The sequence below is a fragment of the Rathayibacter sp. AY1B4 genome (assembly GCF_002932815.1).
GTDB lineage: Bacteria > Actinomycetota > Actinomycetes > Actinomycetales > Microbacteriaceae > Rathayibacter.
This window is the reverse complement of sequence record NZ_PSWN01000004.1, coordinates 21,392-33,324: the sequence shown is the minus strand read 5'-3', so window position 1 is coordinate 33,324 and position 11,933 is coordinate 21,392. Positions and strand designations below refer to the sequence as shown.

The following is an 11,933-nucleotide window of genomic DNA, read 5'->3' as shown; positions in this document are numbered from 1 at the left end:
TGCATGCGGTTCTCCGGGGTCAGCGCGCTACTCCGGAGCGGCGCGCGCGATGTGGAGGGCCAGGAAGGCGACCTCCTCGTTGGGCAGGGCGGCCTGGTACTCGGCCGCCACGAAGGAGCGGACCCGCTCGGCGGAGGCGATCGCGCGCGGGTAGCGGGCGCTGAGGCTGGTGAAGAGGAAGTCGTCCTCGCTCTCGAGCAGGCCGCCCGAGAAGAAGCGCTCGGCGAAGTACTGCAGGTGCGTTACGAAGCGGGCGGAGCGGAGGTCGTCGCGGTCGAGCGCGGCTCCGCTGGAGTGCTGGATGATCGCGGTCACCGAGCGGATGAGCTGCACGATCCGGAGCGAGTCGATCCCGACCTTGCCGAGCTCCGCGTTGGCGAGGTGGAACGCGACGTTCGCGGCCTCATCGGCGGGCAGCTCCACGTCCAGGCGCTCGCGCATCCGCTCGACCGCCCGCTCCCCCACCGCGTACTGCACGGGGTAGACCGTCCGCATCTCCCAGGCCAGCCGGTTGGCGACCGAGAGCCCGCGCCGCTGCCGCTCCACCGCGAAGTGCAGGTGGTCGGTGAGCGCGAGGTACACGTGCGGGTCGAGCTTCAGCCCCTGCTCCTCCGCGTCGGCGACGACCGCGCGGGTGAGCTCGACGAACTCCGGCGGGATCTGCGCCAGGAGCTCGACGAGGTTGCGCTGATCCGAGTCGTCCAGCGCCACGAACACCTGGTCGACGCTCGAGGGCTCGATCGCCTCGCCGGCCTTCGCTCCGAAGCCGATCCCCCTGCCCAGGAGCACGCGCTCGACGCCGCGCTCGTCGACGACGAGGACGACGCTCGAGTTGAGCACCTTCTTGATGGTCTGCATGCGTGTCTCCGTCGACGGCCGCGTCAGGGCTGGGGTGGGGGTGGCGGGGCCTCTGCCCGGAGAGCCGGACGGCGCCTCCGGGCAGAGGAGGATCATCCCAGATCCGCGCCGTTGGAGGCGATGACCTTCTGGTACCAGAAGAACGAGTCCTTCCGGTAGCGCTCGGTGCTGCCGTGGCCGAGGTCGTCCATGTCGACGTAGACGAACCCGTAGCGCTTCGAGATCTGCGAGCTGGAGGCGCTGATCAGGTCGATCGGTGCCCAGCTCACGTAGCCGAGCAGCTCCACGCCCTCGTCCACCGCCTGGATCATCTGCTCGAAGTGCGCGCGGAAGTAGTCGATCCGGTACGGGTCGTGGACCCGGCCGTCCTCGGTCAGCTCGTCGCGCATCCCGAGCCCGTTCTCGACGATGAACAGCGGCTTGCCGTAGCGGTCGTAGAGGTCGATCAGCGAGATCCGCAGGCCGACGGGGTCGATCTGCCAGCCCCACTCGCTCGACTCGAGGAACGGGTTCTTGACGCCGAGGACCGTGTTGCCGGGGGTGCGCTCGGCGTCGGGGCGCACCGACTCCGTCATCGACATGTAGTAGCTGAACGAGATGAAGTCGACCGGGTGCTCGCGCAGCAGCTCGACGTCGCCCGCCTCGAACGGGATCTCGACCCCGCGGCTCTCGAGCGCCCGCAGCGCCAGGCGCGGGTAGGCGCCGCCCGCCTGGACGTCGGTGCAGAGGTAGAGCATCCGCTCCTTCGCCTGCGTCGCCGCGACGTCGTCGGGGTGGCAGGTGTTGGGGTAGGTGGTCAGCATCGTGAGCATGCAGCCCATCCGCGACTCGGGCCACAGCTCCTTCAGCGTCCTCGTGACCGAGGCGGAGGCGACGAACTGGTGGTGCAGGGCCGTGTAGCAGGCCTGCTCCACGCTGCCCTCGACGGTCTCCTCGATGATCCCGCCCGAGGTGAACGGGTGGCGGATGATGCCGTCGATCTCGTTGAAGGTCAGCCACATGTCGACGAGGTGGCCGAAGCGCTCGAAGCAGGTGCGGGCGAAGCGCTCGAACAGCCCGATCGTGCGGCGGTCGACCCAGCCGTTGTGCTTCAGCGCGAGCGCGAGCGGCGGGTCGTAGTGCGAGAGCGTGACCAGCGGCTCGATCCCGAGGCGCCGCATCTCGGTGAAGAGGGCGAGGTAGTAGGCGATGCCCTCCTCGAGCGGCTCCGCCTCCTCCCCCGTCGGGTAGAGGCGGGTCCAGGCGATCGAGACGCGGAGGGTGGTGAAGCCCATCTCGGCGAACAGCGCGAGGTCGCCGGGGTAGCGGTGGTAGAAGTCGATGCCGCGGCGCTTGGGGTAGTACTCGGTGTCGTCGTCGGACATCGCCGCCGTGATGCTCTCCACCGTGTTGCGGTGGTGGATCGCGTACTCCTTCGGGTCCGCCTTCGGCTTGTAGGAGGCGACGTCGCTGACCGCCGGGCCGCGCCCGCCCTCGCGCCACGCGCCCTCGACCTGGTTGGCGGCGAGGGCGCCGCCCCATCGGAATCCGTCAGGAAGCGCCATCGGCGAGCTCCTTCTCTCTCTGCGTCACGGTCATGATCCGGTCGCCGGCGGTGATCCGCTCGGCGGCCTCGACGAGCACGGTGTACTCGGCGGAGTTGGTCACGAGCACCGGGGTCGTGGTGTCGTAGCCGGCCGCGGTGATCGCGGCCAGGTCGGCGGTGAGGAGCAGCTGTCCGGCCTCGACCCGGTCGCCGACCGCGACGTGCGCCTCGAACGGCGCGCCGTCCAGCTGCACCGTGTCGATGCCGACGTGGATGAGCACCTCGACGCCGTCCGCGCGGCGCAGCCCCACGGCGTGGCGGGAGGAGAGCAGCGCGATGACCTCGCTGGCGAACGGCGCCCGGACGGCTCCGTCGGTGGGGCGGATCGCCAGCCCCTCGCCGAGCACGCCGGCCGAGAACACGGGGTCCGGAACCTCCGAGAGGGGGATGACGGAGCCGGTGAGCGGCGCCTGCAGCGCGAGCGGGCTCCCGGCGTCGGCCGCCACGTCGCCGAGCGCCTGGACGCTGGCGGAGGCGTCGTCGCGCCAGATGACGAAGGAGACGACGAACGAGACGGCGACCGAGATCAGCAGGCCGATCACGGCGTTGAGCAGGTTCCAGGGGTTCAGCCCGTCGATGAACATCGAGATGCTCGCGACGCCGGGGCTGACCAGCGCGAACGCGGCGACCTGCGTGGCGCCGATGTAGGCGCCTCCGACGACGCTGCCCGTGATGACGGAGACGAGGGCGCGCTTGTTCTGCAGCGTGACGCCGTAGAGCGCCGGCTCGGTGATCCCGAAGAGGGCCGAGAGGCCGCCCGAGAAGGCGGTGGCGCGGAGGGTCGCGCTCTTGGTGCGCAGGGCGATCGCGAGGCTGGAGCCGGCCTCCGCCGCGTTGTGGGCGAGCGAGGAGGCGAGGTAGAAGGTGTCCTTGCCCGCGCTGGCCATCGTCGCGATGGTCGGCGGGATGAACGCCTTGTGCATGCCGACCGAGATGATCAGCGGGAGCACGCCGGCCAGCAGCGCGACGGCCACCCAGCCGAGCGCCCCGTAGAGGCCGATCATCGCGCCGGTGAGCATCGAGCCGAGCCAGTAGCCGAGGGGGCCGAGCAGGAAGATCGTGGCCGGAGCGACGATCACGAGGCACATCAGCGGCACGTAGAACGTGCGGATCGGGCCCCACGAGTGCTTCGTGAAGAAGCGCTCGACGACCGAGAGCAGCAGCACGGCCAGGATCGCCGGGAACACCTGCGCGTTGTAGGCGATGACCGGCACCGGGATGCCGAAGAGCGCGACGCCGCCCTCCTGGTTGAGCAGCGTCGTGAACGCCGGGAAGACCAGGACGCCGACGAGCCCGAGCGCGAGCGGCCGGTTCACGTCGAGCTTCTTAGCGCTCGTGTACGCGACCAGCAGGGGCAGGAAGCCGAACACCGCGTCCGGGATGGCGGACAGCAGCTTGAAGTTGTCGGAGGCCGGGTCGAGCCAGCCCAGCGCCGAGGCGAGGACGAGGAACGACTTGAAGATGCCGGCGCCCGCGATGGCCGGGATGATCGGCGTGAAGACGCTGACCACGAAGTCCATGATCGTCGCGCCGAGGCGCTTGAGGGACCGCGGCTGCTTCGCCTGCTCCGCGGATGCGGTGGTGCCGCCGCGCAGCTTCTCGACCGCCGCGTACATCTCGCTGACGCCGCTGCCGACGATGACCTGCGTCTGCGGGCCGGTGACGACGCCGATCACGCCGGGCACCGCCTTCAGCGCCTCGACGTCGGCCTTCGCGTCGTCCGCCAGCGCGAACCGCAGACGGGTCGAGCAGTGCTGCAGCTTCGCCACGTTGGCGGCGCCGCCGACGTGCTCGAGGATCGCCTTCGCGCTCTCCTGGGTACTCATCGGTACTCCTCCGGGTGTGTGGGGACGCGCGCTTCCCTGCGCTGTGCTGCCCGGCCGTCCGTCGCCGTCCCCGCCCCCTCCGGCACCGTCATCGGTGCTCCGGCGGAGCGTCAGGAGGCGTCCGGGCACAAAAAAAGGACCCGACGACGCTCATTACGCGTTTCGTCGGATCCTGCCTGCACGACCAGTCACATGTCCGATAGCGACGCTAACACGGGGGTGGGTGGGGCGTCAAAGAGGGGGGTTGCTTCGAGATCGAGCTCATCCGTTCCAACGACACGAGATTTCATCACGAAGAGCCGGACGATTTCTTTCCTTCGTGCCGGTGCGAGAGTAGTCGTCGACCTCATCCGGATGAGCATGGAGAAGAGCAAACAATGGCCAGGATCAGATCGCTGGAGCGCGGCGACCAGCGGGTCACCGTTCATCCGACCGAGGTCGACTGCACCTTCCAGGAGATCCAGTCCGATGACGGCCATACTTACGTCCATCTGTCGACCTTCGGATCAGATGACCGCAAGTCCGGCCCCAAGAGCAGTCAGAGCCTCCAGCTCGACGAGAAGATGGCGCGCGAACTCATCGAGGTCCTGATCACGGCATTCCACCTGGATTGAGTCGCGCACCGCGCAGGACCGCCTTGCGCCATTCGCTCTCCACATCTGCCGCTACCTCATCCGGATCCTGGTGCTCCCAGTAGCGGAGCACCAGCCATCCCGCTCCAGTCAGGCGCTCATCCGTGTCGCGGTCCCGCGCGGTGTTCGCCTGCAGCTTGGCCGTCCAGTAGCCGTCGTTCCGCTTCGGCTGCGTGGCATGCTCGGGGCAGCTGTGCCAGAAGCAGCCATCGATGAAGACCGCGATCCGACGAGCGGTGAAGACGACGTCTGCACGCCGCCGCAGTCCCGGCAGCGGAGCATGATCGACCCGGTAGCGGAGCCCCCTGGCATGGAGTCGACGGCGCACCTCGAGCTCAGGACGGGTGTCCCTTCGCTTGTTGCCGAGCATGGACCGGCGGGAGCCGGGCGTGCTCGCCCACGACTCTGCCCCCACTCCGCGGTCCGGCCTCAGCTCAGGACGCTCGCGATGGAGCGGGGAAGGTTGGTGTGCGTCGTCTCGTAGTCCACCCCGAGGAAGGACTTGAAGAGCGCGGAGAAGACGACCTCCGCCCCCTCCACCGGCACGGCCATGCCGATCTGGCGTCGCACGCTGTCCCTTCCCCCGACGAACTGGTACTGGTCCGGGAACGTCTGGAGTCGGGCGCGCTCGCGATTCGTCAGCGCTCGCGGCTCGTCCCAGTGGTAGACGTGTGTCCCGCCGCCGCCCGAACCAGTGACGGTGTACGAGGGCTTGTCCCTCTCGAGGCGCTTGTAGATCTGGCTGATCGTCGCGCCGGTGACGTTGAGTCGGAGGTGCTCAGGGAGCTCGGCAGTGAACGCGCTCTGCCCCGGCTTGATGTGCGTGAGCCGCTCGATGACCCAGGGCTTCTGCTTGGCGAGCTCGTTCTGAGTCACGTCGGGGCCGATAGGCGGGTTCTCGAGCCGATTGCCCGCCGAGTTGTCGATGTGCGCATAGGGCTCCACCGCCGGGATGCGGAACTCGACGTCGAGGTCCCTCCGGATGCCCACGATGAGGATGCGGTGCCGGCGCTGGGGCACCCCGTACTGCTCGAACTTGTACAGGTGCGGAGTCAGGACGTATCCGCCCTGGTCCCCTGCTTCCTCCAGCTCGCGGAGGATCCGACGGAAGGAGTGGCCGTCGTTCGCGCCCTTCAGGTCGCCCACGTTCTCGGCGACGAACCAGGACGGCGAGTGCTCGTTCAGCACGTTCACGCCGTACTTGTAGAGCGGCCCGAAGCGGCCCATCATCCCCTTGCGCTCGCCGACACGGCTGAAGTCGTTGCACGGGAATCCGAAGGCGAAGCCGTCGATCGGGTCGAGCGCAGCGGTGTCGAGGGTGCGGACGTCGCCGTGGATCACGGACTCCCGGCTGGCGCCGGGGATGTTCAGACGGTAGGTCTCACAGGTGTCCGCGTCGTAGTCGTTGGCCCAGACGTGCTCGAGGCCCACATCGAGCCCCTGCGCAGCGCGATGCGCGCCCAGTGCCATCCCGCCCGGTCCGCAGAAGAGCTCACCCATCTTGAAGTCCACGTGCTGCCTCTCGTTCGACCCCGACACAGTGTGCGGCTTGCCACTGACATGCGCAGAGCGGAGCAGCTGCGCACCGCCGCACGAGCGTTCCCCGCTGAGCACGCGCGCATGCCCCGTCGGGCCAGGAGCAGCTTACCGTTCCAGGAGGAGTCGGCTGCACGGGGGCGGGAATGCCCGAAGGCCCACCAGCTTGCGCCTCATCTCCTGCTTCATCGCAACCGGCCTCGGCATTCCGCGGAGAACTCAGTGTCCTTTCCTGCCCTTAGGCTGTCGATGAGTTCATCGAGGGGGCGGCTTGCAGCACGAGATTCTTGTTCCCGGCGTGGAGCTGCTCGAATCGATGCGCTCCGTCGGGTACTCGTTCCACGCGGCTATCGCAGACCTGGTGGACAACAGCATCAGCGCTGGTGCTGTCCGAGTCGAGATCGTCGGCGACCCGGTGGACTCCTCATTCCTCACCGTCCTGGACGACGGCGCGGGGATGAGCCCAGACGAGGCTCGGACAGCACTGCAGCTCGCCGGCAGCGCGCGCACGACGACGAGAGCGGGAAACGACCTCGGACGGTTCGGCCTCGGCCTCAAGACCGCATCGCTCTCGCAGGCGCGACGATTGACCGTGCTCACCCGGAAGAACGCTCAGACGACGGCTCTCCAGTGGGACATCGACCACGTCCTCTCGTCGGGTGAATGGTCCCTGAGCGTGCTTGCCGAGAGCGAGTACACGTCGCTTCCCCGGGCGGATGCGCTCCTCTCCCGACCGTCGGGAACGCTGATCGTGTGGCAGGAGCTCGACTACATGCTCGGCGCCGCGTCACGGCCGGATCTCGTCATGGCGGAGCGGCTGGCCGACCTCAGGGGCCACCTCTCCCTCACCTTCCACCGGTTCCTCGACGACGGAACGCGCAGCCCCCTCGTCATCAGCGTCAACGGCCTCGACGTTCCGGCGCTCGATCCCTTCCTGTCGAAGAACCCTCGGACGCAGCAGTCCCACCGCGAGCCGCTCACGATCGAGGGGCAGAGGATCGAATTCCAGGCCTACACGCTCCCGCACCCGTCGGCACTCTCGAAGAAGGACCGCGAGCGCTGGGATCTGAGCGCCGGGATGCGCGAGCGCCAGGGCTTCTACATCTACCGGAACCGCCGCCTCATCTCCTACGGCCACTGGTTCGGGCTCTCCCGCCGCGAGGAGCTCTCCAAGCAGTCCCGCGTGATGGTCGACATCCCGAACACCGTCGACCACCTCTGGCAGCTCGACATCAAGAAGTCCCGTGCGGAGCCGCCTCAGGCCTTCCGCCTCCACTTCCGGCGGGTCATGGACAAGGTCATCGATCGCAGCAAGCGGGTCCACACGTTCCGAGGAAGGCGCGCGACCGGCGAGACCATCGCCAGGATGTGGGACAAGATCATCGATCGAGAGGGCTCCCGCTACCAGGTGAACGCCGATCACCCGCTCGTCGCGGCCCTGCAGGAGACGATGACCGACGAGCAGAGGCGCCAGCTCTCCCGGCTGCTGACCGACCTCGCCCAGACCTTCCCGACTGCGGATCTGTACATCGAAGCCGCCAAGGGCCAGACGAGCACGGCACCGGTGGCAGCCACCGCCGACGTGCTCGAGCAGCTCGCATCACTCCGCCGTTCGGGCGGCTTCGGCGACCTCCCTCCGGCGCAGGTGGCCTCCACTCTCCGCGCCACGGAGCCTTTCGACCGCGTCGAGGACCTCGACGGACTCATCACTCAGATCTGGAGCGCATCCGCATGACGACCATTGCCGTCGAGAAGGACAAAAAGAAGCTCCTGGACATGCTCACCAGCCTGCTCGTCAACGACAGCTCGATCCAGCTCGACGACCTCGAGACGAAGGCCCGCCTGTTCGCCCCCATAGTCGGACCGGACCTGCAAGCGGGAGACGTCGATGCCGTCATCGCACGAGTAACGGAGCTGCAGCAGGTGACCCTCGACCTCGGACCGGTCGTCTTCGACCCGAAGACCTTCAAGGAATGGCTCGAGGAGCGCAAGAAGACCACTGAGACGAAGCGCTGGAACGCCTACCAGCAGCTTCTCGTCAACCGGGAGTGGAGCCCGACCGTCGTCAGGAAGCTCGACGAGCAGACGGACATCATCCTCGAGCGCATGGGCGACCCCAAGGCGGGCGGCGAGTGGGCCCGTCGCGGACTTGTCATCGGCGAGGTCCAGTCGGGGAAGACAGCGACTTACCTGGGCATCCTCAACAAGGCCATCGACTACGGCTACAAGATCATCGTCGTCATCGGCGGACACACGGAGGACCTCCGCCGTCAGACGCAGCAGCGCCTCGATAAGGACATGACCGGCGTCGATTCGGTCTACATCGCCGACAACATCGACTCCCGCTACGAGAACATGCGCATCGGGGTCGGCGCGATCGACGGCTCCATCCAGAGCAACATCCTCACGACGACCCGCTCCGACTTCAGCGCGGCGAGCAAGAACGCCGGGGTCGTAGCGCTGGGCGGCGACACTCCGACGATCTTCGTCGTGAAGAAGAACGCCCGAGTGCTCGCGAACCTCGCTAACTACCTCGTCGGACAGGCTAATCAGGGCAAGCTCACCGCACCGCTGATCGTCGTGGACGACGAGGCCGACTGGGCGTCGGTCAACACCAAGACCGAGGATGACGCGGCGGCAGTCAACCGCGTCGTCCGCCGGCTGCTGGCCACCTCCAGCCGCAGCTCCTACCTCGGCATCACGGCGACGCCCTTCGCGAATGTGCTGATCGACGATTCGGTCGAGGAGGACCTCTTCCCTCGCGACTTCATCCAGGCCCTGGAGAGCCCCTCGAACTACACGGGCGTCGAGGCGTACTTCGGTCGCGACACGAAAGGCTCCGACCCGCGTATCAGGACCGACGTCCAGGACTGCCTGGAGGTGCTGCCCTTCACTCACAAGCGGACGGCCCAGATCGACGAGCTGCCCGGCACTCTGGTCCAGGCCATCAGCGCGTTCCTCGTCGGGACAGCCATCCGGCGCCGGCGCGATGGATCAGTGCAACCGGCATCGATGATGATCAACGTCTCGCGCTTCAACGACGTCCAGTCGAATGTGACCGCAGAGGTCCAGCACTTCGTGGACGACGTGAGGCGGGCAGTGCTGGCCGAGTACGCCATGCCCGAGGACGAGGTGGGCGACACGACGACAGCCGCCTCGATCCTGAAGGAGACCTTCGACGGCGAGTTCGCCGACGAGGCGTCCTGGGCGGAGCTGCGACCGCTGCTCCTGCAGATCGTCGAGGAGGTGAGCGTCGTGCTCGTCAACAGCGGGACGATGGGCCCGCGCAACAAGCGGCTCAGCGAGATGTCCCGAGAGGACCGGGAGGCGGAGTCCCGGCTCCCGACGATCTTCGTCGGAGGCGATGTGCTGGCTCGAGGTCTCACTCTCGAGGGACTCCAGATCAGCTACTTCGTGCGGAAGGCCGCTGCCGCAGACACGCTCCTCCAGATGGGACGGTGGTTCGGCTACCGTCCGGGCTACGAGGACCTTGTCCGAGTCTGGATCGACTCCACGGTCGTGGATCTGTTCAAGTACGTCGCCGACGTCTCGGACGATCTGCGGGGCTCGCTGCGGCTGATGAACTCCCTGAAGATGACGCCTCAGCAGTTCGGCCTGAAGATGCGACGGCATCCCGAGGCGTTCCTGATCACCGCGGCGAACAAGCAGAAGCACGCCGCGCAGATCGAGGGCGAGGTCGACATAGACGGAGCCTCCTTCGAGTCGCATGTGCTCTCCATCGACTCCTCCGACAGGAGGAGGAACCTGGATGCCGCGAAGGATCTGGTCTCGGCACTGCAGGAGGGCGCCGGCGAGGAGCCCGACGAGACGCGATCCTCGATGGTGTGGTCGAACGTGCCGTCTGAGGTGATCGCACGATTCTTCTCGCGCTTCCGCGGTCACGACAGCGAGACGTTCTTCGGGCAGACGAGCAAGAGCGGCGGCAAGGCGCAGCTTGCCGCGCATCTCGCCGATGCCGTCAACTCGGAGACCTGGGACGTGGGTTTCGTAGAAGGTCAGTCCAAGACGAAGACCGAGGTCCTGGGATTGTCCACTCCGCTCTCGCCGAGCATCCGCAACAACCTGGAGGCCGGTTCAGGCAAATCAGTTCGTTTCGGGAACCGGCGCGTCGCGGCGGGTGCAGACCTGCGCAATGCGATGAAGAAGGACCGGGTCCTCGAGCTGGAACGCGACCTCGAGCGCGGTACTGCGGGCAAGCGGAGACGCCTTTCGGACCAGGACGTCATCCGAGGCGCACTGGAACGGCCCCTGCTGCTCGTCTTCACGGTGATCAACGAGACGGAGTCCGGCGCCGCCGCCCGGGAGCAGCACGACGCCGTAGCCGCCCGAGACGACGAGCTCCAGTTCACTGCGCAGGACCCGTTGATCGCAGTGGTCGTAGCATTCCCGGTCTCTCAGGACGACGCCGAGCGCGCCGGGAGCAAGAAGAACCGGGTTGCGCGGTTCGTCGCGAACACTGTCTTCGCCCGACTCAACCTGGGTCTGCCCGACAAGGACGAGCCCGCTGGAGACGAGGAGTGAGGCTTCACGAGGCATTCGCCGCCGTCCTCCAGGGACCGGACGGCCAAGTGGTCAGGGTTCCGCATCTGTGGCTGCGGATCTTCGCCCAGAACGGCCAGCAGCACCCCGCCCTCGTCCTCGAGCTTCCGTCGACGCCTGCCTACTTCATCGACGGCGGGCGCGGATTCACCGCTCAGATCACGCAGTCCGCGCATTCTGCGACGAGCTATCTCAGGATCGCCTCATCGGATGCCGAGGTGCAGCCGGCCTTCCTGGCGCTGTGCCAGTACCTCCTGGACGAGAGCGGGAGAGCGGACGGCGCTTCAGCGAGCGTGGACATCTTCGCGCGAAGCCTGGAGTCGTTCCGGGACCTCCTCGCCAGGCCCCGGGGCCGTCTGGGAGAGGATGCGCTCCGCGGCCTGATGGCCGAGCTCTCGATCCTCGAGAGCCTTGCAGACGAAGCGGTTTCCCTGTCAAGCGCTCTCCGCACCTGGAGCGGCCCCTACGGCAACAGCAAGGACTTCATCTTCCCCTCGGGGCACTGCGTCGAGGTGAAGTCAGCACGCCTGCCGTCGATGGAGGTGACGATCTCGAGTCTTCAGCAGCTCGAGCCCGCGAACACGACTCTCCAGCTCGCGGTCCTTCCGATGGAGCGCTCGGACGCCGACGACGGCGAGGCCAGGAATCTCCTTCAGCTCTTCGACGCGCTCGCAGAGGCCGCCGATGCTGATCCTGTCTCCCGGAAGCTGTGGCGGGACGCAGTCGAGACGCTGGGCTTCGACCGCGATGATGCGTACTACGCCGACTGGTGGTTCCGCCTCGGCGAGATGCTCGCCTTCGACGTCCTGGAGGGCTTCCCGCGCATCCGCGCGCACTCGGTGCCGGCCGCCGTCAGGAGCGTCAGCTACCGCCTGGACATCACGTCGCTGTCCGACTTCACCGCCAGTCTCCGACTGCACTGACCAGCAACACGAG

At 67.4% G+C, this 11,933-nt stretch carries 9 protein-coding genes; 4 read left to right on the top strand and 5 right to left on the bottom strand.

All coding sequences use genetic code 11. The annotated features are described in order from the left end of the window. Nucleotides 1–27: 27 nt before the first annotated feature. From C5D66_RS03470 to C5D66_RS03460, 3 genes are all read right to left on the bottom strand, one after another. Nucleotides 28–858, bottom strand: a complete 831-nt coding sequence (locus C5D66_RS03470; protein WP_104256262.1) for a PRD domain-containing protein — start codon at nt 856–858, stop codon at nt 28–30. Nucleotides 859–950: 92 nt separating this feature from the next. Continuing rightward, entirely contained in the window at nt 951–2,402 is a 1,452-nt protein-coding gene (locus tag C5D66_RS03465) for a glycoside hydrolase family 1 protein (protein WP_104256263.1), read from the bottom strand. Further along, nucleotides 2,389–4,269, bottom strand: a complete 1,881-nt coding sequence (locus tag C5D66_RS03460; RefSeq protein WP_104256264.1) for a beta-glucoside-specific PTS transporter subunit IIABC — start codon at nt 4,267–4,269, stop codon at nt 2,389–2,391. The genes C5D66_RS03465 and C5D66_RS03460 overlap by 14 nt, the downstream gene beginning before the upstream one ends. Before the next feature lie 377 nt (nt 4,270–4,646). Between C5D66_RS03460 and C5D66_RS03455 the strand changes: the two genes are divergently transcribed. Then, the gene (locus C5D66_RS03455; protein ID WP_104256265.1) at nt 4,647–4,883 is read left to right on the top strand and encodes a hypothetical protein; all 237 of its coding nucleotides are present in this window, start codon (nt 4,647–4,649) and stop codon (nt 4,881–4,883) included. Here C5D66_RS03455 and C5D66_RS03450 read toward each other — a convergent pair. Together C5D66_RS03450 and C5D66_RS03445 are read right to left on the bottom strand one after the other, a co-directional pair. Further along, on the bottom strand, nt 4,861–5,271 hold the full coding sequence (locus C5D66_RS03450) for a very short patch repair endonuclease (protein WP_104256287.1): 411 nt from the start codon (nt 5,269–5,271) through the stop codon (nt 4,861–4,863). The genes C5D66_RS03455 and C5D66_RS03450 overlap by 23 nt on opposite strands. A 59-nt stretch (nt 5,272–5,330) precedes the next feature. After that, nucleotides 5,331–6,413 (bottom strand): DNA cytosine methyltransferase, encoded by a 1,083-nt coding sequence (locus C5D66_RS03445; RefSeq protein ID WP_104256266.1) that lies wholly within the window; start codon nt 6,411–6,413, stop codon nt 5,331–5,333. A gap of 322 nt (nt 6,414–6,735) precedes the next feature. Between C5D66_RS03445 and C5D66_RS03440 the strand changes: the two genes are divergently transcribed. Genes C5D66_RS03440 through C5D66_RS17010 form a run of 3 tightly spaced genes read left to right on the top strand, consistent with a single transcriptional unit; the run spans nt 6,736 to nt 11,920 of the window. Continuing rightward, nucleotides 6,736–8,172: an ATP-binding protein gene (locus C5D66_RS03440; RefSeq protein ID WP_104256267.1), complete on the top strand. Its 1,437-nt coding sequence runs from the start codon at nt 6,736–6,738 to the stop codon at nt 8,170–8,172. After that, nucleotides 8,169–10,979, top strand: coding sequence for a Z1 domain-containing protein (locus C5D66_RS03435; protein WP_181067915.1), 2,811 nt, complete (start codon nt 8,169–8,171; stop codon nt 10,977–10,979). Before C5D66_RS03440 ends, C5D66_RS03435 begins: the two co-directional genes overlap by 4 nt. After that, a complete protein-coding gene (locus C5D66_RS17010) occupies nt 10,976–11,920 on the top strand; it encodes a PD-(D/E)XK motif protein (RefSeq protein WP_181067914.1) in 945 nt (314 codons plus the stop codon). Before C5D66_RS03435 ends, C5D66_RS17010 begins: the two co-directional genes overlap by 4 nt. Nucleotides 11,921–11,933 lie beyond the last annotated feature (13 nt).

What these genes read in the sequence shown, in the direction of transcription:
- C5D66_RS03470 (WP_104256262.1), bottom strand. Translation starts at nt 858, where the DNA reads ATGCAGACCATCAAGAAGGTGCTCAACTCGAGCGTCGTCCTCGTCGTC.
- C5D66_RS03465 (WP_104256263.1), bottom strand. Translation starts at nt 2,402, where the DNA reads ATGGCGCTTCCTGACGGATTCCGATGGGGCGGCGCCCTCGCCGCCAAC.
- C5D66_RS03435 (WP_181067915.1), top strand. Translation starts at nt 8,169, where the DNA reads ATGACGACCATTGCCGTCGAGAAGGACAAAAAGAAGCTCCTGGACATG.
- C5D66_RS03460 (WP_104256264.1), bottom strand. Translation starts at nt 4,269, where the DNA reads ATGAGTACCCAGGAGAGCGCGAAGGCGATCCTCGAGCACGTCGGCGGC.
- C5D66_RS03455 (WP_104256265.1), top strand. Translation starts at nt 4,647, where the DNA reads ATGGCCAGGATCAGATCGCTGGAGCGCGGCGACCAGCGGGTCACCGTT.
- C5D66_RS03450 (WP_104256287.1), bottom strand. Translation starts at nt 5,271, where the DNA reads ATGCTCGGCAACAAGCGAAGGGACACCCGTCCTGAGCTCGAGGTGCGC.